General features: G+C 72.6%; 18 protein-coding genes. 10 read left to right on the top strand and 8 right to left on the bottom strand.

The features are described 5' to 3' along the window. The first annotated feature begins 42 nt into the window (after positions 1-42). Complete coding sequence (locus ACH4PU_RS21295) at positions 43-2,034, top strand: flavin monoamine oxidase family protein (RefSeq protein WP_398274085.1); 1,992 nt, start codon at positions 43-45, stop codon at positions 2,032-2,034. Between the two features lie 61 nt (positions 2,035-2,095). Beyond that, positions 2,096-2,974 carry a hypothetical protein gene (locus ACH4PU_RS21290; RefSeq protein ID WP_398274082.1) on the top strand — a complete coding sequence of 293 codons (879 nt, stop codon included), beginning with the start codon at positions 2,096-2,098 and terminating at the stop codon, positions 2,972-2,974. Positions 2,975-3,050: 76 nt separating this feature from the next. Here the strand turns inward: ACH4PU_RS21290 and ACH4PU_RS21285 are convergent, their stop codons facing one another. Continuing rightward, positions 3,051-3,707: a hypothetical protein gene (locus tag ACH4PU_RS21285; RefSeq protein WP_398274079.1), complete on the bottom strand. Its 657-nt coding sequence runs from the start codon at positions 3,705-3,707 to the stop codon at positions 3,051-3,053. Between the two features lie 130 nt (positions 3,708-3,837). Between ACH4PU_RS21285 and ACH4PU_RS21280 the strand changes: the two genes are divergently transcribed. Further along, positions 3,838-4,371, top strand: coding sequence for a hypothetical protein (locus ACH4PU_RS21280; RefSeq protein ID WP_398274076.1), 534 nt, complete (start codon positions 3,838-3,840; stop codon positions 4,369-4,371). A gap of 36 nt (positions 4,372-4,407) precedes the next feature. On the opposite strand, the gene ACH4PU_RS21275 is transcribed toward ACH4PU_RS21280, so the two are convergent. The 3 genes from ACH4PU_RS21275 to ACH4PU_RS21265 all read right to left on the bottom strand — a co-directional run bounded on the left by ACH4PU_RS21275 (position 4,408) and on the right by ACH4PU_RS21265 (position 7,914). After that, complete coding sequence (locus ACH4PU_RS21275; RefSeq protein WP_398274074.1) at positions 4,408-5,076, bottom strand: calcium-binding protein; 669 nt, start codon at positions 5,074-5,076, stop codon at positions 4,408-4,410. Then, on the bottom strand, positions 5,073-6,329 hold the full coding sequence (gene wecB, locus ACH4PU_RS21270; protein WP_398274071.1) for a non-hydrolyzing UDP-N-acetylglucosamine 2-epimerase: 1,257 nt from the start codon (positions 6,327-6,329) through the stop codon (positions 5,073-5,075). The genes ACH4PU_RS21275 and wecB overlap by 4 nt, the downstream gene beginning before the upstream one ends. A 217-nt stretch (positions 6,330-6,546) precedes the next feature. Continuing rightward, the gene (locus ACH4PU_RS21265; protein WP_398274068.1) at positions 6,547-7,914 is read right to left on the bottom strand and encodes a glycosyltransferase; all 1,368 of its coding nucleotides are present in this window, start codon (positions 7,912-7,914) and stop codon (positions 6,547-6,549) included. A gap of 687 nt (positions 7,915-8,601) precedes the next feature. On the opposite strand from ACH4PU_RS21265, the gene ACH4PU_RS21260 reads away from it, so the two are divergent. Next, the gene (locus tag ACH4PU_RS21260) at positions 8,602-10,446 is read left to right on the top strand and encodes a DUF2334 domain-containing protein (protein ID WP_398274065.1); all 1,845 of its coding nucleotides are present in this window, start codon (positions 8,602-8,604) and stop codon (positions 10,444-10,446) included. Then, positions 10,443-11,525 (top strand): glycoside hydrolase family 113, encoded by a 1,083-nt coding sequence (locus ACH4PU_RS21255; RefSeq protein WP_398274062.1) that lies wholly within the window; start codon positions 10,443-10,445, stop codon positions 11,523-11,525. The genes ACH4PU_RS21260 and ACH4PU_RS21255 overlap by 4 nt, the downstream gene beginning before the upstream one ends. 122 nt (positions 11,526-11,647) lie before the next feature. Here the strand turns inward: ACH4PU_RS21255 and ACH4PU_RS21250 are convergent, their stop codons facing one another. Next, positions 11,648-12,544, bottom strand: coding sequence for a hypothetical protein (locus ACH4PU_RS21250; RefSeq protein WP_398274189.1), 897 nt, complete (start codon positions 12,542-12,544; stop codon positions 11,648-11,650). A gap of 248 nt (positions 12,545-12,792) precedes the next feature. Between ACH4PU_RS21250 and ACH4PU_RS21245 the strand changes: the two genes are divergently transcribed. The 4 genes from ACH4PU_RS21245 (at position 12,793) to ACH4PU_RS21230 (ending at position 16,534) form a co-directional block, all read left to right on the top strand. Next, positions 12,793-13,584: a serine protease gene (locus ACH4PU_RS21245; RefSeq protein WP_398274059.1), complete on the top strand. Its 792-nt coding sequence runs from the start codon at positions 12,793-12,795 to the stop codon at positions 13,582-13,584. A 312-nt stretch (positions 13,585-13,896) separates the two neighbouring features. Further along, complete coding sequence (locus tag ACH4PU_RS21240) at positions 13,897-14,493, top strand: hypothetical protein (protein WP_398274056.1); 597 nt, start codon at positions 13,897-13,899, stop codon at positions 14,491-14,493. Positions 14,494-14,699: 206 nt separating this feature from the next. Further along, positions 14,700-15,386 carry a response regulator gene (locus ACH4PU_RS21235; RefSeq protein WP_398274053.1) on the top strand — a complete coding sequence of 229 codons (687 nt, stop codon included), beginning with the start codon at positions 14,700-14,702 and terminating at the stop codon, positions 15,384-15,386. After that, positions 15,383-16,534 carry a sensor histidine kinase gene (locus ACH4PU_RS21230; RefSeq protein ID WP_398274050.1) on the top strand — a complete coding sequence of 384 codons (1,152 nt, stop codon included), beginning with the start codon at positions 15,383-15,385 and terminating at the stop codon, positions 16,532-16,534. Before ACH4PU_RS21235 ends, ACH4PU_RS21230 begins: the two co-directional genes overlap by 4 nt. A 75-nt stretch (positions 16,535-16,609) precedes the next feature. On the opposite strand, the gene ACH4PU_RS21225 is transcribed toward ACH4PU_RS21230, so the two are convergent. After that, positions 16,610-17,299: a ClpP family protease gene (locus ACH4PU_RS21225; RefSeq protein ID WP_398274047.1), complete on the bottom strand. Its 690-nt coding sequence runs from the start codon at positions 17,297-17,299 to the stop codon at positions 16,610-16,612. Between the two features lie 89 nt (positions 17,300-17,388). On the opposite strand from ACH4PU_RS21225, the gene ACH4PU_RS21220 reads away from it, so the two are divergent. Further along, on the top strand, positions 17,389-18,444 hold the full coding sequence (locus tag ACH4PU_RS21220; RefSeq protein ID WP_398274044.1) for a LysR family transcriptional regulator: 1,056 nt from the start codon (positions 17,389-17,391) through the stop codon (positions 18,442-18,444). 104 nt (positions 18,445-18,548) lie between these two features. Here ACH4PU_RS21220 and ACH4PU_RS21215 read toward each other — a convergent pair whose 3' ends face one another. Both ACH4PU_RS21215 and ACH4PU_RS21210 read right to left on the bottom strand, forming a co-directional pair. Beyond that, complete coding sequence (locus ACH4PU_RS21215; protein WP_398274041.1) at positions 18,549-18,923, bottom strand: VOC family protein; 375 nt, start codon at positions 18,921-18,923, stop codon at positions 18,549-18,551. Positions 18,924-19,412: 489 nt separating this feature from the next. Continuing rightward, positions 19,413-21,167, bottom strand: coding sequence for a beta-galactosidase family protein (locus ACH4PU_RS21210; protein ID WP_398274038.1), 1,755 nt, complete (start codon positions 21,165-21,167; stop codon positions 19,413-19,415). Positions 21,168-21,184 lie beyond the last annotated feature (17 nt).

The following is a 21,184-nucleotide window of genomic DNA, read 5'->3' as shown; positions in this document are numbered from 1 at the left end:
TCAGACGGTCATATCCCTTGCGTCGCACCCTATGCAGGACGCATGGATGAACTCCCCACCGCCGACGGCCAACCGACCGTCTCCCGCAGACAGTTCGCCGTCGCCGCCGGTGCGACCACCGCCGCCGTCGCCGCGCTCGGTGCGCCTGCCGCCGTACCGGCGGCGGCCGCCGCGCCCGCCAAGTCCAGCGCCGACTGGGGCACTTGCGTGGATGTGGCCAGAGCCCTGCTCGTCGTCGACGAGCACGATCGGCCGTTGGTACCCGAGTACAAGAGGATCCTCGACGACGGGCTGCCGCGCACCGGCAAGAAGACGGCGAGGAAGGTACTCGTCGTGGGCGCCGGGCCGGCCGGGCTGGTGGCGGCCTGGTTGCTGAAGCGGGCCGGGCATCACGTGACGCTGCTGGAGGCCAACGGCAACCGGGTCGGCGGGCGGATCAAGACGTTCCGGAAGGGTGGGCACGAGCACGCGGTGCAGCCGTTCGCGGATCCCCGGCAGTACGCGGAGGCCGGGGCCATGCGCATCCCCGGCAGCCACCCGCTGGTGATGAGCCTGATCGACGGGCTCGGGGTGAAGCGCCGGCCCTTCTACCTCGTGGATGTGGACGGGCAGGGCAAGCCCGTCAACCACGCCTGGCTGCACGTCAACGGGATCCGGATGCGGCGTGCCGACTACGCCAAGGATCCTCGGAAGATCAACCGGTCGTTCGGCGTTCCGCGTGAGCTGTGGGACACGCCGTCGTCCACGATCCTGCGGCGCGTGCTCGATCCCGTCCGCGACGAGTTCAGCACCGCCGGGGCGGACGGCAAGCGCGTCGACAAGCCGATGCCCGAGCGGGTGAAGGGGTGGGCCCGGGTCATCCAGAAGTACGGGGACTGGTCGATGTACCGGTTCCTCACCGAGGAGGCCGGGTTCGACGAGCGCACGCTCGATCTCGTCGGGACGCTGGAGAATCTCACGTCCCGGCTGCCGCTGTCGTTCGTGCACAGCTTCATCAGCCAGTCGCTGATCAGTCCGGACACCGCGTTCTGGGAGCTGGTCGGCGGGACCGCGTCGCTGCCGGACGCGCTGCTGAAGAAGGTCGACGACGTGCTGCGCCTCGACCGGCGGGCGACGCGCATCGAGTACTGGTCGCCGGACCGGACGGGAGCCGACCGGGCGACCCACGTCCGCGAGGGCGGGCCGCACGTGTGGATCGACACCGTGTCCGAGGGCCGCGACGGCAAGGTCGCCCGCGAGCAGTTCACCGGCGACCTCGCGATCGTCACCGTGCCGTTCACCGGGCTGCGGCACGTGCAGGTCAGCCCGCTGATGTCGTACGGCAAGCGGCGCGCGGTCACCGAGCTGCACTACGACAGCGCCACCAAGGTGCTGCTCGAATTCAGCCGCCGGTGGTGGGAGTTCAGCGAGGAGGACTGGAAGCGGGAGCTCGAAGCGACAGGGAAGGGGCTGTACGCCAAGTACCGGGACGGCAAGGCTCCCGCCGACGGCAGTCTCCTCGGCACCCACCCCTCCGTCCCGCACGGACACATCAGCCAGGCACAGCGCGCCCACTACGCCGCCAACTACTGGGAAGGGCGCGACCAGCCCGAGGCGGCGCACATCGTCGGCGGGGGGTCCATCTCCGACAACCCCAACCGGTTCATGATCAACCCCTCCCACCCCGTGCCCGGCAGCGAGGGCGGCGTCGTCCTCGCCGTCTACTGCTGGGCCGACGACGCGACGCGCTGGGACTCCCTCGACGACGAGGCCCGCTACCCGCACGCCCTCTGCGGGCTGCAACAGATCTACGGGCAGCGCGTCGAGGTCTTCTACACCGGCGCCGGCCGCACCCAGAGCTGGCTGCGCGACCCGTACGCGTACGGCGAGGCGTCCGTCCTCCTGCCCGGCCAGCACACCGAACTCCTCGGCGCCATCCGGGAACCCGAGGGTCCTCTTCATTTCGCCGGCGACCACACGTCCGTCAAACCGTCCTGGATCGAGGGCGCCGTCGAATCCGGTGTCCGGGCGGCGCTGGAGGCGCATCTCGCCTGAGGGGGAGTCGCGGGCGGCTGGGATCATGGCAGCTCCTGCCGCCCGCCCCCGAGGTGAGTTCTTGAAGAGCACGGCCCTCCGCCCGCACGCGACGCTGCCCGGCCCGTACGACGCCGGGACCGTCCTGGCGACCACCGTCGACGCCCGGGGCAACGCCCTGTGGCTGCTCTGCCCGGACGCGGAAACCGTACGGAACCCGTACGGGCCGTCGTACCCGAAGCCCCGCCGGTACCCCTTCGACGCCCTGCTCGTCAGCAGCGACGGCACGCCCCCGGTCGAACGCGCCCTGGCCGGGGTACGGGTGCGGCCGTTCGCCCTGGACGTCCTGCCCGACGGCCGGGTCCTGCTGGTCGGGGGCGGCGCCGGCGAGCCGAACGCCTGGCTCTTCGGACGCGACGGCCGGTCCCCGCGCCGCTTCTCCATCGGCCGCGGGGCCCGTTTCGTACGGGCCGACCGCCGGGGCGCCCTCTGGAGCGCCTACTCCGACGAGGGGATCCACAGCGACCCGCTCGCCGCCGCCGGCCTCGTCCGCCGGGACGGCCACGGCACCCCGCAGTGGTCCCTCACACCCCCGGACGGCCTCCCGTACCCGGTCGACGCGGACGCCCTCACCGTCGACGACGACGGCGCCGCCTGGTTTGCCTACCATCCGTCGCCCCGCCTCCTCCACATCGATGCCGACGGCCGGATCACCTCCTGGACGACACCGGTCGCCCGCCCCCGGGGCATCGCGGCCCATGGCACGGAGGTCACCCTCCTCGCCGACGGCCTGCTGTACCGCTGCCGGGCCTCCGCCGGCACCCTCGACCCGCTCGGCGAAACCCGGCCCGCCCTCCCCGACGGCACACCCCTCACCCGGTACACCGACGTCGTCGGACACGGACGGCGGCTCTACGTGCGCGGGAAGTCCGTGCGGCAGTGGTACGTCTTGGACACCTGAGCGCCGGGGCCGGTCCGGGCGCGGCTTCTCCGCTCCTCAAGCCATGGCGGATCAGCGCTCCTCAACTCGTGCCGGTTCAGCCCTTGATGGAGAAGAAGAGGGTGTCCTGCGTGTACCAGTCGAGCCGCTCACGGGCCCATATCCAGTTGTCGTGTTCGTCGTCCAGCATGCCGATCAGGATGTTGACGTCGTGGGTGAGCTCGGGGTCGACCCGGTCCAGGACCCGGCGGTAGGCGTCGGCGGCGGGCTTGGCCTTGGCCAGCGGGAGCCGGCCGAAGTCCGGGGACCCGTCCGTGGGGTGGGGGAGGGGGAAGGGGATTCCGTCGGGCGGTCCGGCGAAGAGGTATCCGTAGGGCAGCAGGTCGGCGTCCACGCCCAGGCGGCGGAGCTCGTTGTCCAGCAGGCCGAAGAAGGTGGAGGGCTTGGAGTACGAGCCCAGGTCGGCGGGATCGGAGGCGTTGGCGTCGATGATGTGCTGGAGCGCGCTGTAGTAGGCGTTGGCCGCGTACTCGGCCGTCGAGCCGGCGTGGCCGGCTATGAGGTGGTCGAGGGCCTCGGGGATGGTCAGGCCCCAGTCGATGTCCTGGCGTTCGAGCCGGAGTTGGTCGGCCTCCGCGCATGCGCGCATGTCGGCGAGGATGTCGCGCTGGTCGGCGGAGAGGCTGTCCCCGGCTCCGAGGAAGGCCACGACGTGCGCTTGGTCCGCGGTGCTGTACGAGATGATCCGGCTCATGGTCGGCATCCTGCCACCCGCCACTGACATCGCGGGCGTCAGGCGGGCCCGGGCGGCCGCTGAGCGGCCGGCGGACCGTGGGGTTATCGTTCTCGCCATCCGGACGGGGGAGCGACAACGGGGGAGAGGCATGAGCGAGCGCCTGGGGCCGATCGAGCGGGTCGGCGGGCGGTGGGTCGTCGGGGACACGGAGTGGGCGAAACGGCCCCACCTGGAGTTCGGGGCGGAGGGGGTCCTGCGGCACGAGCCGGGGAAGGACGGGCCCGAGCTCGTCCCGTGGGGCAGGTTCATGAGCCTGCACCTGGCGGCCACGTACACCAGGCTGGAGTCCTCGACGACGCTGGCCGTCCTGTCCGGTGGCAAATTCCTGGGCCGGCGCACCTGCTCCCTGCACGGGACGCTGCGGCACCCCTACGAGCCGTGGACCGCCTGCTACGGACACCACGAGCGGCGCTACCGCACCAGCGAACTCGTCCTCGCGCAGTTCCTCGTCTCCCTGGCCTTCGAGGCGGGCCCGGCCCGGCGGCTCGGTGACCCGCGGTGGATGGCGGAGGCCGTCGGACGGCTGGCGCCGCTGCGGGTGCGCAAACTGCGCGAGGCGCGGGCGGCGGTGGCGGAGGTCGTCCGGGACCTCGACGAGGCCGAGGTGAGAGATGCGGAGTGAGCCGCGGAGTGAGCCGCCTCCCCGGCGGCCACGGCCTCACGTCTCCGCCGACCGTGCCACCACCTCGCTGAACACCACCCGCGCGTCCTCCGTGTACACCCCCACGCTCCCCTTCAGATAAGGGCGTTCGTGGTCCTCGTACGCGACGAGGCCGCGGCCGTCGACGCTGATCTCCATGCGGGCGCCGCGCTGGGCGATGCGGACGTCCGAGGTGCGGCCGACGGGGAATGACTCGCCGCCGGTGGCGAGGAAGCGCTGGCCGCCGGGGTAGGCGGGGTCGCGTTTGCCGAGTTCCCAGCCGTTGGGCTTGAGGGTGACGTAGTAGAAGTGCTCGGGGTCGGTGTAGGCCCAGACCAGCCAGGGCACTTCCCACGGGTTCGGCTTGGGGGTGCGGAGCTGGGCGACGGTGCGCATGCGGGCCTCGTAGTCCACGTTCTCGTACGTCGCCGTGGAGACGACGAGGCCGGCGTGGGTCTCTTCGGGGCGCCGGGCCGGCTTGGGGGAGAGGGCCAGGCCGTCGTGGCGGCCGACGGTGGTGCCGTGGCCGTCGAAGACCGCCCGCCATGGTCCGTGGACCGTGCCCTCGGCCCACGGCCGTTCCGGCGCGCCCCCGCCGCCCCACAGGGCGTCCGCCGCGAAACCGAGGCCGACGAGCACGGCGACGGCGAGGGCGGCGAGGGCGAGCTGCCGGTGAACTCTGCTCATGCCGTCGAGTATGACCCCGGGCCCTCGGGAAGGCGGGCGATCACCGGATCGGTGGACTGATCGGTGGACGGGAGGCCCGCGTCGATGGACGGCATGCCCGCGTCCGTGGACGGAACGTCCGCGTCCGCGCCGAAGTCCTCCGCGAGCTGGGCGATGATGCGTTCGGTCGCGTGGCCGTCGCCGAACGGATTTCCGGCTTCCGCCATGCGGGCGTACTCGGCGGGGTCGTCCAGGAGCCGTTCCGTCGCCGCCAGGATCGCGTCGGGCACGGTGCCGACGAGCCGGGCCGCGCCCGCCTCGACGGCCTCCGGGCGTTCGGTCGTGGTGCGCAGGACGAGGGCCGGCTTGCCGAGGGAGGGGGCCTCCTCCTGGACGCCGCCGGAGTCGGTGAGGACGAGGTCGCAGGCGGCCAGGGTGGCCGAGAAGTCGAGGTAGCCGAGGGGCTCGACGACGCGGACGCGCGGGTGGCCGGACAACTCGGGCAGCAGCGCGTCGCGCACGGCCGGGCTCTTGTGCAGCGGGAGCAGGATCTCGACGTCGCCGCGGGTGGCGAGTCGGCGTATCGCCCGGCCCATGCCGCGCATGGTGTCGCCCTGGTTCTCGCGGCGGTGCAGGGTGAGGAGGACGCGGCGCAGGCCGGTGGCGGTGCCGGCGGTGAACTGGCTCCGGCCGGTGCCTCGTTCGAGTACCCAGAGGAGGTTGTCGATCACCGTGTTGCCCGTGGTGAAGACCTCCGAGGCGGGCACCCCTTCGGCCCTGAGGTGACCGGCGGCGCGCGGCGTCGGGGCGAAGTGCCAGCGGGCCACCCGGCCGATGAGCCGCCGGTTGAGCTCCTCGGGGAACGGGTTGTCGAGGACCCCGGTGCGCAGCCCCGCCTCGACGTGGGCGACCGGCACGTGCTCGTAGAAGGCGGCGAGCGCGCCGGTGAGGGCGGTGGTGGTGTCGCCCTGGACGAGGACGACGTCCGGGCGCAGGTCGCGGACCACCTCGCCGAGGCCGTCGACGAGACGGGCGGTGAGGGTGGAGAGTTCCTGCCGGTCCCGCATGACGTCCAGTTCGGTGCGGTCGGGCACCTGGAGCAGGTCCAGCATCTGGTGCAGCATCTCGCGGTGCTGCCCGGTGGTCACGACGAGGGGCTCGAACAGCGGTGAGGCCGCCATGGCGCGGGCCACGGGGGCGAGTTTGATGGCCTCCGGGCGGGTGCCGAGGATGAGCATGGCGCGCACCGGGGCGCTGATCAGGTTCGGGGACATGGGTCTCCCTGGGTGTGGTGGTGCCGGTGGGTGGGGAGTGCGGTGCCGTCCGTTGTGCTGTGGTGTGGTTGCACGAGCCGGGGCGGCGTTATGTGCCGGGTGGATGCGCTGGGCGGGTGTCCCGGCGTATGCGCCAGGCGTACGCGTCGGGGTGGGTGTGGCGCGGGCGTGGCGGGCGTGCACGCCCCGCGCCGGCGGCGTCGGGTGCGCGCCGCCCTCAGGTGCGCGCCGTCTTGAGCCAGGTGCGCTTGCCCGTGACCATCCGCCACAGGCCCCACCACCCGGCGGCGAACCAGATGTAGCCGTAGAAGATGAAGACGTGGGACAGCAGGACCGCCCTGACGAAGCCGAGGCCTTGCTCCCGCCGCGAGTACACCCAGCCGTACACATAGGCCGCGGTGAAGGACAGCACGTACGGGCCGAGCACCCACATCGGGGAGATCAGCGGCCGTCCGGCCTCGATCGAGCCGACGGCCGTGCCGGCGACGGCGACCAGGAAGGACACCGGCAGCAGCGAGGTCAGCAGGATCAGCACCGGGCTGGAGAGGTGGTAGAGCAGGTCCACGGCGGCCCGGGTGGGCACCTCTTTGACGATCAGCGGGACGAGCCCGGCCGACTGGAGGTGGCCCTGGAACCAGCGCGACCGCTGCCGCACCAGCCGCCGGACGTCGAGGACGGCCTGCTGGGAGACGGCGGCGGAGGTGCAGTGCTGGTTGGTCCAGCCGCGGGCGATCAGCCGGACGCCGAGGTCGAGATCCTCGGTGAGGGAGTCGCTCCACGGTCCCGAGCCGTCCGGGCCCAGCAGGGTGTCCAGCGCGGCCAGCCGCATGAACTGCCCGTTCCCGCCCATCCCGACGCTGCCGATGTAGCGGCGGGCGCTCTGGAAGATGTCGCCGTAGATGACGAACTCCATGTCCTGGAGCCGGGCGAGCAGGCCCTTGTGTCGGTTGTACATCCGCACACCGATCTGGGTGCCGCCGGTGCGCGGGTTGTCGAAGTACGGGTCGACCGCCTGGACCACATGCTGGTCGAGCCGGCCGTCGGCGTCCACGACGCAGACGATGACGTCGCGGGGGTCGTGGCCGTCCAGCAGACCGGACGAACGCAGGTGCGCGATACCGGCGTTGAGGGCCGCGCCCTTGCCCTTGCGGGCGTTCGGCAGATGTCTCTGCAACAGGTGCACCGTGCCCGGGTGGGCGGCGCAGGCCGCGCGGGCGATGTCGGCCGTGCGGTCGTCGGAGGCGTCGTCGATGACCAGCGCCAGGGTGTTGCGGGCCGGCAGCGCGGTGATCCGCGCCAGGCTCTCGGCCAGCACCTTCTCCTCGTTGAGGCACGCGAGGAGGAAGACGTAGCAGCGCTGTTCCCGGGGGCCGCGCGCACGGCGGAAGCGGCGCCGGGAGATGAGGAACAGGGAGGTGTTGTAGACGCCGGCCATCACGATGATGGCGATGCTCGACCAGAGCAGCAGATCGTCGAGCGGGAGGCCGCCGATCAGGGTGCCGTCGGTCGTGGACGCGTCGGTGGTGAGCGTGCCGGGTGCGAGTGCGCCGGTGGTGAGCGCGGCGGTGGCGAGTGCGTCGGTCATGAGCGGCCACCGGAATTCCGTATCGCGTACCAGAATTTCAGCGAAAGCAGGACGGCGGCTATCGAACAGTAGAGCAGGAAGCCGGCCCCCGCCGCCTCCTGGAGCCCTTTCGCGTAGGGCAGGCCCGGCATCACTTTCGGTGCCGCAGTCAGACCGGCCAAGGGCACAACGGTGCCCAGTGCAGGTTTTCCGTACATGGGTTCCCCCCCATTTTCCGCCTCCTGCGAGGCGTGCGCTGGGAACGTACCAGACCTTCGGTCGGACCGGTCCTACATCAGGGAAGTCATGGAATTCAAGGGCGTAAATTCTTGTGACTGATCAGTAGTTCTGGCAGTTCACGCCGAGGGTGGGGCTGGTGTGACCTGCGGTCTGAACCATCCACCCGGCGGGAATCGACGGAGAGAGGAGCCGGCCGGGATCGGAAGAGAGCGGTCCGCCTTTCCGGAATTGTAACGGGGGTGTCACTGATATCCGGAAGCGCATTGACGCTCCGTCGGACGCCCCACCAGAATCTGCCAACTGTCGGCGCGATGCCGGCCATGCCTCGACGGCAGTCAGGGGGGAATGAGGATGAGAATTTCCCGCAGAAGCCCGGGAAAGACCAGAATTTCGCTAACGCTTTCGATAGTCGCGGCCCTCGTGGGCGGATTCGCGATTTCGGAGGGCTCCGGAGCCGCCGGTGCGCCGGTGGACGCCCGGTCCCGCGCGTCCCACGCCTTGCAGGGCACCGGGCCGGCCGCGCTCTCCGGGGTCGGCGTCAAGGACCTCAAGTCCTGGCAGTCCGCCCGGCTCTCCAACGACCGGCTGCGCCGGTCGGGCAAGCTCGTCGTCCGGCGGGCGGCGGCGGGCGGTACCAGCGGCACCGGTAGCACGGGCGGGGCCGGCGGGACGAGCGCCCGTCAGGCCCTCGCACCCCGAAGCACCACCGCGGCCGCGACGGCCGTCCCCGCCGTCGCCCCGGCCACCGCCAGGACCCAGGGGCCGGCCGTCGTCCAGCCGGCCGCCGCGGCCGGGACCTCGGCGCTGGTCCTCTACGACAACACCGGCCCCTACGGTTACCTGGGCGAGCTCTACGCCATGGCCGCCGCCAACCTCGCGGGCCACTTCGGCACCGTGACCGCCAAGCCCGTCTCGGCGTACACCGCGGGCCTGGTCAACCAGTACACGGCCACGGTCTACCTCGGGTCGACGTACTACGGCGGCACCGTCCCGGACGCCGTCCCGGCCGCGTTCTACCAGGACGCGCTGGCCACCTCCCACCCGGTCACCTGGGTCGGGGACAACATCTGGGGCATGGCCAACGCCGTCGGCGTCGACGCCTTCAAGCAGCACTACGGCTGGGACCCCACCAACTCGTTCTACGAGAGCGGCGGCACGGTCGGGAACATCACCCAGGTCACGTACAAGGGACAGCAGCTCACCCGGAAGATCCCCGCCGGGTACGACGGCGGAGTGCTGCACCCGGCGCTGCTGACCGGGCCGGGCTACCCCCAGGTCAACCAGCTGGCCCAGGCCACCGACGCCAACTCCGGTGACACCAGCCCCTGGGCGATCCGTTCGGGCAACCTCACGTACGTCGGCGAGATCCCGTTCACCTACGTCTCCGAGAGCGACCGGGTGATCGTCTTCGAGGACCTGCTCTTCGACGGGCTCGCCCCCGCCACCGCCGAACGGCACCGGGCGTTCGTCCGGCTGGAGGACATCAGTCCGAAGTCCGACCCCACCGAGCTGCGCCAGGCGGCGGATTACCTCTACGGCCAGAAGATCCCGTACGGGATCAACGTCATCCCCGTCTACACGGACCCCAAGGGCGTCTACAACGGCGGGAAGGCCGAGACCGTCACGCTCGCCCAGAGCCCCCAGGTCGTCTCCGCCCTCAAGTACATGCTGGCGCACGGCGCGGTGCTGATGGACCACGGCTACACCCACCAGTACAGCAACGTGAACAACCCGTACAGCGGAGTCACCGGCGACGACTTCGAGTTCTTCCGCGCGCACGTCGACGCGTCCGACAACGTGATCTACGACGGGCCGCCCGCCGAGGACTCAACTCTCTGGGCGCAAACGCGAGTTACGTCCGCCCTCGCGGCCTTCGCGACGGCTGGGCTGCCGAAGCCGACGCTGTGGACAACGCCACACTACGCGGCCTCCGCGACCGACTACCGTGTCCTCGGTCAGAACTTCTCCGCGCGTCTGGAGAGAACCTTGTACTTCGCAGGAACCCTGCCCGGCACCACCGTGAACACCGGCCAGTACATCGGCCAGTTCTTCCCGTACGCCGTGAAGGACGTCTACGGCACCACGGTCCTGCCGGAGAACCTCGGCAACTACGAGCCCCAGCCGTACAACAACCACCCGGCCCGGCTCCCCGCCGACCTGGTCGCCTCCGCCAAGGCCAACCTGGCCGTCCGTGACGGCGTGGCCAGCTTCTTCTACCACCCGTACTACGGGACGGCCCCGCTCCAGCAGACGGTGGACGGCATCCGCGCCCTCGGGTACACCTTCGTCGGCCCCACGGACCTGAACCAGTGAGCGCGAAGAAGAGGGCGGCCGCCGCGCTGGCGGCCGCGGCCGCCCTCTTCCTCGCGGGCTGCTCCGCCGACGACTCCTCGGACGCGCCCGCGACCCCGCCCGCCGGCACCGCGAGCGGCGGGGCGAGCAAGCGCCCCGACAGCCGGAAGGAGGTCCCGCTGAAAGGGATCACGCTCCCCGCCTGGAACCGCAAGGACTACGAGAAACCCGAGGCCAAAACGTATCTGCGGCAGATCGCCGCGACCGGCGCCCGCTGGGTGACCTTCACCCCCACCTGGTACCAGGACAAGCTCACCGACTCCGGTATGCGCCCCACCGACGAGACCGCCGACGACGACAGCCTGCGCCACATCGTCCGCCTCGCCCACGACGCCGGCCTCAAGACCATGATCAAGCCGCATGTGGACCTGAAGGGCGGCGAGGACCGCTCCGGCATCCGGCCCGCCGACCCGGACGCCTGGTTCGCGGCGTACGAACGCTTCATCACCCACTACGCGGACCTCGCCCGCGAGACCGGCGCCGAGCAGTTCTCCGTCGGCACCGAACTCACCGGCGTCTCGCGGGACGGCGACCACTGGAAGAAGACCGTCGCCGCCGTCCGCGCCCGCTACAAGGGCCCGCTCACCTACGCGGCCAACTACGACGAGTACCGCGACGTCGCGTTCTGGAAGAGCCTCGACCTCATCGGCATCGACGCCTACTGGCCGCTCGGCGACAAGCCCACCGCCGACGTGGGGCGGCTGCGCGAGGCGTGGCAGCCGGTGGTGAAGGAACTGGCCGCGTTCTCCGCCGCCCAGGGGCGCAAGATCCTCTTCACCGAGGCCGGCTACGTCAGCCAGAAGGGCAGCACCACCGCCCCGTACTCCTGGACCGTCAGCAAGTCCGCCGGCGACGCCGAACAGGCCGCCGGGTACGAGGCGTTGCTGGCCGCCTTCGAGGGACAGAAGTGGTGGGCCGGGGTGTGCTGGTGGATGTGGGACGACTGGCCGGACACGGGGGAGACGCCGAAGAAGCTCGCGTACACGCCGCACGGGAAGCCGGCGGAGCAGGTGCTGCGGAAGTGGTGGGGGAACGGGTGAGTCCGGCTCCTTCGAAGGGGGGTGCCTCGGGGGGAAGGGTTTCTTAGGCGGGAGGGGTGCCTCCGGGGGGCTCAGGCGGGGTGCCTCAGATGGAAGAAACGCCTCACGTCGAAGGCGGTGCCTCACGTCTCACAGTCGTGCACGCTCCCGCACAGGCCGCACCGGGCCCGTAGCCGCCCCTGGACCGGAACCCGGATGCGCTGGTGGCAGGTGGGGCAGGGGAAGCTGACGCGCTGCGGGTCGCGCCCCTCGAACGCGTACCCGGCGGCGGGTGACGCCTGGCCCGTGCCGCGCTCGGCCGCCCGGCGGTCGCGCGCGTAGCGGTGCCGCCCGAGCCGGCCCGCCGCGGCCAGCGGCGGACGCCGCGCCTCCTGGCGGGCCCGCGCCGCGCCCGCGACGTAGGCGTCGTGGGCGCGCGGGCTGGTGAACCAGGTCCGGGGGTCCTCGGCGAAGACCTCGGCGCGCTGGGCCAGGACGTAGCCGAACTCCTCCGGGGTGAGGTAGCCGAGCTTCTGCGTGCTGACCGCGTCCTCGCGGTACGCGTCGAGCAGCAGCCAGCCGGCGCCGAGGTAGGCGGCGACGGTGTCGGTGAGGATCTCGTTGTCCCGGGTGCCGGGGAAGGCGAGGCCCAGCCGGTGCAGGTAGACGTGGGTCACCTCGTGGGCGAGGGCGGCGCCGATGTCCTTGCGGTGCTTCTTGAAGCGGGAGTTGAGCTCGATGAAGTACTCGGGTCCCGCGGCGAGTTCGACGTTCCCGGCGTGCCGCATGTCGCGGAAGGAGACGATCATCCGGGCGTCCGGGAGCCGCAGGTGCCGCACCATGACGCCGGCGATCCGCTGGACGCCCAGGTAGGGATCCTCGTCGTCGGAGAACGCGACGTCGAACGGCGGGACGCTGAGCGCGAAGGTGCGCAGGGTGTCGGGCGAGAGCCGCCGGTAGAGGGCGGTGATCGCGGAGTGCACCGTGCCCAGGTGCGGGAATCCGTGGAGGATCTCGACGTCCGTGCCCACCAGCACCACCCCCGCGGCTCCGCCGGCCCCCTGTCCTCCCACCTTACGCGCACACCGGCGCACACCGGGCCACACCGGATCCGACTGGCCGGAAGCGTCCTTGCCGCCACCGGCGCACGCTCCGATACTCGGCACACCGCGCCCACCGGGTTCCACTGGGGCGACAAGCATCGGCAGCTTGTCATGAACATGATTAAGTGTGATCACCTGTGACGGATCCCGGCGGGCGCCCCAACCCCCCCACGAAGGGAACCGCCTTGAGCACTCACCTCACCGCCCTCAAGAGAACCGTCGCCGTCGGCGCGGCGGCCGTCGCCGCGCTCGGCCTCCAGGCCGGCTGGGCGCAGGCCGACGACCCCGCACCCCGGCCCGTCGTCGGCGGCGTCCTCGCGCAGCAGGGCGAGTTCCCCTGGATGGTCCGCCTCTCCATGGGCTGCGGCGGCGCCCTCTACACCCGGCAGATCGTCCTCACCGCCGCGCACTGCGTCGACGGCAGCGGCGCCAACACGTCGATCACCGTCACCGCGGGCGCCGTCGACCTCAACTCCTCGCAGGCGATCAAGGTCAAGTCCACCGAGGTCCTCCAGGCGCCCGGCTACAACGGCAGCGGCAAGGACTGGGCCCTCATCAAACTCGCCCGCCCCCTCGACCTCCCCACCCTGAAGACCGCCGACACCACCGCGTACGACTCCGGCACCTTCACCGTCGTCGGCTGGGGCGCCACCCGCGAGGGCGGCGGCCAGCAGACGAAACTGCGCAAGGCGCAGGTGCCGTACGTCGACGACGCCACGTGTGGCAAGGCGTACGGGAGCAGTCTGATACCGGGCGAGGAGATCTGCGCCGGTTACGTGGACCAGGGCGGGGTGGACACCTGCCAGGGGGACTCCGGCGGGCCCATGTTCCGCAAGGACGACGCGGGGGCCTGGGTGCAGGTCGGGATCGTGAGCTGGGGTACGGGATGTGCGCGGCCCGGGTATCCCGGCGTGTACACGCAGGTGAGCACGTTCGCGGGCGACATCGCAGAGGGGGCGGCGGGGTTGGGCGGCTGAGTAGGGGGTCACACGCCGGACGGGCTGAGGCCGGCCCGCCCGGCGTGTGAGGGCCGGGGCGTCCTCTCCGGGGGAGCACGCGGCGTGCTGTGGGGTGCGGGGGCTCGCTCCCGTAGGAAACGGGGGGCGGGACCGGGGCGCCCCCACCGCCCGACCCCGGTATGACGCGCGGCACCGCACCGTCATCCTTTCGGCCGAGCCGGAACACCCCCAAGATGGCCCGCCGGTCGAGGTGTACGCGGCACGAAGGCCCGTAACGTGGATCCGCGGCCCCCGCCGCACCCGCAGGACCACGACAGAAAGAGCACCTCCGTGCCCGCCAGGACCCGTATCGCCGCCGTCGCCCTCCTCGCCGCCGCGAGCGCGGTGCTCCTGCCGGTGACCGGCGCGCAGGCGGCGGACGCCGGGCACCGCGACCGCACCGGCGAGGAGTGGGCCGTGGTCCGCCACGACGGACCCCGCGAGCCGTCGGACGCCCCCGCCGCGTCCCGGGAGGAGACCGCCGTTCACCCGGCCGCGGGAACGGACGGGCACACCGTGAACCCCCGTCAGCGCGACCCCCGCTTCACCCACCGGGAGCACCCCGGCGTGTCGCGCCCCGCGGCGCGGCTCCGGCCGGCCGGACGGCTCCACGGGGTGCGGCAGGCCGAGCGGATCACGCGGGCCGGACAGGGGGCGAAGGCCGAACCGGCGGGGGTCAAGCGCGTCAAGCCCGTCAAGCCGGTGAAGCGCCACGAGGCCGCCAGCAACCCCGTCCGCCGCATGGTGCAGGCCGGCCAGACCGTCGGAGGCCGGCGGGACGTCGGCAAGCCTCTCGTCGTGGGCGGCGCGGCGCTCCTGGCCGTCGGCGGGGGCGTGTACGGGCTGCGCCTCGCGAGCCGCCGCCGCGCAACGCGCGCCGACGCGTAGACGGCACGCCCCGCTCCCGCTCCCGGGATCCCGTTCCCGCTGCTGTTGCGGCCCCACGCCGCCCCCGGTGACATGGAGGGACGCGCGGCGGACGGCCGGAACCGGCCAGGGGCCGGCCCGAGGACGACCCGGCGACCGCCCGGGCGGGACGAGCACCCAGGGGACTAAGGGACCAGGACTGAGGGACCAAGGGACTAGGGGACGACATGGCGATCACCGTCGTCATCGCGGACGACCAGGAGATGGTCCGCACCGGCTTCCGGATGATCCTGGAGAGCCAGCCCGACATCGACGTCGTCGCCGACGTCGTGGACGGCGAGGCCGCGCTGGCCGCCGTCGAGGAGCACCGGCCCGACGTGCTGCTCCTCGACATCCGCATGCCCAAGCTGGACGGGCTGGAGGTCACCCGCCGGCTCTCCGCGCTCACCGCCGCCGAACCGGAGCGCGGCGGACGCCCCCGCATCGTCATCGTCACCACCTTCGACCTCGACGAGTACGTCCACTCGGCGCTCCGCGACGGCGCCTCCGGGTTCCTGCTGAAGGACGCCAGTCCGGCCATGCTCGTCGAGGCGGTGCACGCCGCCGCCGTCGGCGACTCCCTGATCTCGCCCGCCATCACCGTGCGGCTGCTCCGCGACCTCGCCCCGGCCGGGACCCCTGGTACGGAACGCCCCATGAGGACCCCCTCCGAACCGCTGACCGAACGCGAGGAGAGCGTCGTCCGCTGCCTCGCGCGCGGCGCCACCAACGCCGAGATCGCCGCCGAGCTGTTCATCTCCCTGTCCACGGTCAAGACCCACCTGGCCAACGTGCAGCTGAAGCTCGACGCCCGGAACCGCGTCGAGATCGCCGCCTGGGCCTGGGAGAGCGGGCTGGCCACGGGCGGTACGTGAGCGGGCGCGCCGGGTTCGCCGCCCGGCACCCGCACCGGGCCACCGTCGCCAAGGGCGTGCTCGCCCTCTTCCTGCTCGGCCTGGTCGGCTTCGAGGGCTTCGTCCTCGCCCGGCAGCCCAGCCCGCCGCACGCCGTCGTCCTGGCGTCGGGCGTCGCCGTCTGCCTGTGCGCCGTCCCGTACGCGTGGATCCCCCTCGACCTGCGCGCGGGCGTCGCGGTCGGCGTGTCCTGGACGACGTCCGCCGTGCTGATGGCCGGGCCGCACCCCGGCGCGGTCTGGGGGATGGGGGAGGACGTGGCCCTGCTGGTGCTGCTCACCAACGTCGTCCAACGCTCCCCGGCCCGGCGCGCGGCCCTCCTCGGGCCGGCGCTCGCCCTGGCGGCGCTCGCCGCGCCGGTGCGCGACCTCGACCCGGGCCGGTTCACGGCCGTGTTCACCCTGCTGACGGTGGTCGTCGGCGCGTACTCGCTGATGCTGCGCGCCCAGTCGGCCCAGCGTGTCCGCGACATGGCGGCGGTCCGGACCGCCGAGCGCCTGGAACTCGCCCGCGAGCTCCACGACCTCGTCGCCCACCACGTCACCGGCATCGCCGTGCAGGCCCAGGCGGCCCGTTTCACCTCCGTCGAGGGGGACGCCGCCGCCCGGGCGTTCGAGCGCATCGAGGGGTCGGCCGGGGAGGCGCTCGGCGCCATGCGCCGCCTCGTCGGCATCCTGCGCGAGGGCGCCGAACCCGAGACCGAGCCCGTTGCCGGCCTCCCCGAGGTGCGGACGCTCACGGAACGGTTCACCCGCACCGGCCCGCCCGTCGCCCTCTACATCGAGCAGGGCATGGAGAAGTGGCTTCCGGGCGACGTCGCCGCCGCCGTCCACCGCGTCGTCCGTGAGGCCCTGACCAACATCCGCAAGCACGCCGCCGACGCCACGGCCGTCCGCATCGGCGTCCGCGGCGTCCCCGAGGGCGTCGAACTCCGCATCGCCGACGACGGTCGGCACCCCGCCCAGCTCACCGACGCGGCGCGCGGGGGCGGCTTCGGCCTCGTCGGGCTGGCGGAACGCGCCAAGGCCATGGGCGGGCGGCTCACCGCCGGGCCGGCGCCGGAGGGCGGGTGGCTGATCACCGCGGTGTTCCCGGTGGAGCGGCGCTAGGCGGCGGGGCTGGGCGGCAGAGCTGGGTGGCGGGGGCTGGGCGGCGGCGCTTGGCGGTGGGGCTGGGCGGCGGCGCTAGGCGGCGGCGCGGAAACCGGAGAGCTCGTCCGCCGAGGCGATGACGCGGTCGACGAAGCCGTATTCCAGAGCCTCCTGGGCCGTGAAGTAGTGGTCCCGGTCGGAGTCCGCCTCGATCCGCTCCACCGGCCGGCCCGTGTGGTGGGCGATCCGCTCCTGCACCAGCCGCTTGACCGCCCGCATCTGGTCGATCTGGATCCTGATGTCCGACGCGGAACCCGCGAGTCCAGCCGACGGCTGGTGCATGAGGATGCTCGCGTGCGGCAGCGCGTACCGCTTTCCGGGCGCCCCCGCGCAGAGCAGGAACTGCCCCATGGACGCCGTGAAGCCCAGGGAGAGGGTGGCGACGTCGTTCGGGATGAACTGCATGACGTCGTAGATGGCCAGTCCGGCGGTGATCGAGCCGCCGGGGGAATTGATGTAGAGGTGGATGTCGCGGTGCCGGTCCTCGGCGGAGAGGAGCAGCATCTCGGCGCAGATCCGGTTGGCGATCTCGTCGTCGACCTGCTGCCCGAGCACGATGATCCGGTTCCGCAGCAGCCGCTGGAAGACGGGCTCCGCGGCGGGGGTGGCGGGGGCGGGGGCGGACGAGGCGGGCGTGATGGGCGTGGTGGGCTTGGTGAGGGGGGCGAGGGAGGTGAGGCTGACGAGGGGGGAGAGACCGGACGACGGCGGATATGCGCTCATGACGTCAGGAAAACCGCAGCTCAGGGCTGGTGTCCAACAACTTCTGCGGACGCTTTGACAACCCCGGGTTGTCAGTTGAGGCTGGCGCCATGGAACCCGATCTCCCGGGCATGCGCGCCTTCGTCGCCGTCGCCGAGGAACTGCACTTCGGCCGGGCCGCCGCCCGCCTCTTCCTCACCCAGCAGGCGCTGTCCAAACGCGTCCGCCGCCTGGAGGACGCCCTCGGCGCGCCACTCCTCGAACGCACCACCCGCAGCGTCGAACTCACCGCCGCCGGACGGCGGTTGCTGCCACTCGCCGTGGACGCCGTCACCGCCTTCGACGCGGCCGTCCACGCCGCCCGGGGCACGGTGCGCGCGCTGCGCGTCGAGGTGTTCGCCGAGCGGTTCACGCCGCTGCGGGTGCTGCGCGAGACGGTCGCCCGGACGCCCGGGATACGGGTCGACCCCAGTATGCGGCAGGGGCTGGCGCTCGCCCTTCCGGCCGTGCTGGGCCGGGAGCTCGACGCCGCGTTCGGCCGCGTCCACGACCTCGGCCGGCCCTGGCCCGCCGACCTCCTCCACCGGCCCGTCCGCCTCGAACCGCTGCACGCCTATGTGCTCGCCGGGCACCCCCTCGCCGAGCGGGCGGCCGTCCGCTCGGCCGACCTGCGGGACGCCGGGATCGCCATGCCCGACCCCGGCGGCGCGGAGGAGTGGCGTGGCTATCTGACCCGGTTCTGCACGGAGTTCGGCATTCCGCTGCACTTCACCGCACCGGCGGTGGGCGCCCGCGACTACGAGGAGCACATGCGGCGCGAGGGGCGTGCGGTGGCGGTGGGGGAGGCCGGGATGGACCTGCCGCACGACGGACGCCTGCGCCGCCTCCCGATCGTGGACCCCGCGCCCCTGTATTTGTGGTCCGTCACCTGGCACCGCTCCCATCGCGATCCCCAGTTGGCCGCCTTGCTGCGTGCTTTGCCGCACCCGGAGGTGCCCGGTGGGAGGCGGTCCGGTTCCACGGCGGCGGTTGGGGGTGCGGGATGGCCGGAGGGCGCGGGATGGCCGGACGACGTCTGGCTGCCGGAACCCGACCGGGCGGAGCTGACGGCACACCGGACGCGCCGACCCGGGGCCGGCGAGTCCGTGACGCCGGCGAGTCCGTGACGGGCCTGTGACGGCTGGTGGGTCCGTGATGCCAGTGCACCCGTGATGCCAGTGCACCCGTGATGCCAGTGCACCTGTGATGCCAGTAAACCCGTGAAGGTCTGCTATCCGTAGCAGAGGCAGAACGGGTGCCCCGCGGGGTCGGCGAAGACCCGGAACCCCGACGTCGTCCCACCGCTGTCATGCAGGAACCGTGCGCCGAGACCGGTCACCTCCCGCTGCGCGCGCTCCAGGTCGTCCCGGGTGCCGACGGAGAAGTCCAGGTGGAACTGCTGGGGGTGCTCCGGATCCGGCCAGCGCGGCGGACGGTGGTCCGCCGCCTTCTGGAAGGCGATCCGGGTGCTGCTCTCGGGGTCGTTCAGCCACACCCAGGCGGGGTCGCTCGCGTCGACCTTCCAGCCCAGGATCGCCCCGTAAAAGGCCGCGAGCGCCGAGGGGTCCGGACAGTCGATGACGGTGCAGTCCAGTTTCGCGATCATGTTGCGATGCTCCTTCACCTCCGGTGGGTTGTCCACCGGGCAAGAACAAACCGTGCGTCCTGGGATGGGGGTGACGTCCGTGACGTGAGGGAAGTGTTGAGGCGAACATCCGACCAGTTGGTTCGGTCCGGACGGCTTCACGTCGCACCATCTGGGAACAACACCTCCACAGGGCCCGTCCCGCTGGTCACCGTCATCGGCCGGTGATCAGCGGGACGGAGGTATGTACGGCTCCGATCCGTCGGCCGTCCGTCTGCCGGCCGTCCGTCCGTCGGCCCGGTCGGGCCCGGTCGGCCCGTCCGCTCGGCGGCCTGGCGACTTGGCCGTCCGGCAGGCCGACCGCCGCCCGGCCCGTCGGCCACTTCGTCTGCTACTCCGCCGACCGTCGCGCCGACCGCTGCGGGTCGGCTCGTCGGCGGCGGGAGGACCGCTGCGCACGGCTCCGGCCTCGCCGGGTCGCTCGCCCCGCGACCTGTCATGCCGTCCCGCCTACCCCGGAACCGGCGCCAGCAACGGCCGCATCGTCCCCGCCCGTTCCATCTCCAGCACCAGCAGCTCGTTCCGCCCCGCACGTAACACCGGCCCCGGCACCCAGAGAGCGTGTTGCGGCCCGTCGGACCAGTACCGGCCCAGGCAGAAACCGTTCACCCAGACGAACCCCCGTACCCAGCCCGGCAGTCGGAGCACCGCGTCACCGCCCTCCGGCACCCGGAAGGCCCCTCGGTAGACCCCCGGCTCCCGCCCTGCGGCCGGCCGCCACCGCACCACCGCGAGCGCGCCCTCCTCCTCGAACGCCGCGAGCCGGAGCCCCCGCGCCCGTACGCCGTGGACGTACTGTCCCCCGTGCAGCAGCCCACCCGTCAGCCCCTTCCGTTCGCCCAGCCGCGGACCGTAGTTGACCCTCCCCAGCGACTCCACCCACAACTCGACCGACGCCGGCCCCGGTACGTCCCCGATCAGCCCGTCCTCGGCGCGCAGCACGGCCGTCCGCACCCCGTCCACGGACACGACCGCGAGGTCGCGCAGCCCGGCCACCCGCAGGGGGAGCGCCCGGCGCGGTCCCGGGACCGTGAACCGGTAGCGGACGATCCCCCGGTCCACCCCCAGCTCCTCGAACGACGGCGGCAGCACGGCCTCCCGCGCGGCCCCACCCAGCGCGTCCATCACCTCCGCGGGCGGCGCCCACCGTGTGAGCTCCGCGCGTACCGGCTCCCGCAGTGCCGGGGGAGCGGGTGGCGGTTCCGGCGGCGGACCGTCCCCGTAGGCGGCCAGCACCTCGCGGAAGGCATGGAACTTGGCGGTCGGCCGGCCGTACTCGTCGACGGGCGCGTCGTAGTCGTACGACGTCGTCGTCGGGCGGAGCGCGCCCCGGTGCTCCGCGCCGGCCCGGTTCGCCCCCGCCCAGCCGCCGAAGTTCGTCCCGCCGTGCGCCATGTAGACGTTCACGGACGCCCCGCACTCCAGGACCTCCCGCAGCGCCTCCGCCGCCTCCCCGGCGTCCCGCGCGGCCGGCGCACCACCCCAGTGGGCGAACCATCCGCACCAGAACTCCATGCACATCGACGGCCCGGCCGGCCGGTGCCGGCGCAGCACCCGGAACGCCTCCCGCGCCCCCGAACCGAAGTTCACCGTCGCCGTGGCGCCGGGGACCGTCCCGCCGGTGAGCATGTGGTCCTCCGGCCCGTCCGACGTCACCAGCGGCACCACCACCCCCGAGGCCCGCAGCCGGCCCACAAGGTGCTCGAGGTAGGGCTGATCGCTGCCGTACGAGCCGTACTCGTTCTCCACCTGCACCAGCACGACCGGGCCGCCCCGGCCGAACTGCCGCCCGACGAGCTCGGCGCCCACCGCCTCCAGCCAGCCGTCCACCGCGTGCAGGAACTCGGGATCGCTCGTCCGCACCCGGCGTCCCAGCCGTCCCGTGAGCCAGTGCGGCAACCCCCCGTTCTCCCACTCCGCGCAGATGTACGGCCCGGGGCGCACGATCGCGTACAGGCCCGCCGCGTCGGCCGCGTCCAGGAACCGGCCCAGCTCGCCCACGTCGTGGGGCCGTCCTTCGACGGGCTCGTGCCGGTTCCACGGGACGTACGTCTCCACGCAGTTGAGCCCCATCGCCCGCAGCATCGCCAGCCGGTGCGGCCAGTGCCCCTCGTGCACCCGGAAGTAGTGCAGCGCCCCCGACAGCAGCCGCACCTCGCGTCCGTCGATCCGGAACCCGTCCTCCGCCACGGTGAAGTCCGGCACAGCAGCCCCCCAGCCCC

The organism is Streptomyces sp. NPDC021100 (genome assembly GCF_044333095.1).
Taxonomy (GTDB): Bacteria; Actinomycetota; Actinomycetes; order Streptomycetales; family Streptomycetaceae; genus Streptomyces.
Note: the sequence above shows the minus strand (reverse complement) of the source record. Positions and strands in the feature narration are given on the sequence as shown.

Excerpts from the sequence above, each read along its gene's own strand:
- ACH4PU_RS21280 (WP_398274076.1), top strand. The coding sequence starts at position 3,838 with ATGAGCGAGCGCCTGGGGCCGATCGAGCGGGTCGGCGGGCGGTGGGTC.
- ACH4PU_RS21275 (WP_398274074.1), bottom strand. The coding sequence starts at position 5,076 with ATGAGCAGAGTTCACCGGCAGCTCGCCCTCGCCGCCCTCGCCGTCGCC.
- ACH4PU_RS21295 (WP_398274085.1), top strand. The coding sequence starts at position 43 with ATGGATGAACTCCCCACCGCCGACGGCCAACCGACCGTCTCCCGCAGA.
- ACH4PU_RS21235 (WP_398274053.1), top strand. The coding sequence starts at position 14,700 with ATGGCGATCACCGTCGTCATCGCGGACGACCAGGAGATGGTCCGCACC.
- wecB (WP_398274071.1), bottom strand. The coding sequence starts at position 6,329 with ATGTCCCCGAACCTGATCAGCGCCCCGGTGCGCGCCATGCTCATCCTC.
- ACH4PU_RS21265 (WP_398274068.1), bottom strand. The coding sequence starts at position 7,914 with ATGACCGACGCACTCGCCACCGCCGCGCTCACCACCGGCGCACTCGCA.
- ACH4PU_RS21220 (WP_398274044.1), top strand. The coding sequence starts at position 17,389 with ATGGAACCCGATCTCCCGGGCATGCGCGCCTTCGTCGCCGTCGCCGAG.
- ACH4PU_RS21225 (WP_398274047.1), bottom strand. The coding sequence starts at position 17,299 with ATGAGCGCATATCCGCCGTCGTCCGGTCTCTCCCCCCTCGTCAGCCTC.
- ACH4PU_RS21215 (WP_398274041.1), bottom strand. The coding sequence starts at position 18,923 with ATGATCGCGAAACTGGACTGCACCGTCATCGACTGTCCGGACCCCTCG.
- ACH4PU_RS21285 (WP_398274079.1), bottom strand. The coding sequence starts at position 3,707 with ATGAGCCGGATCATCTCGTACAGCACCGCGGACCAAGCGCACGTCGTG.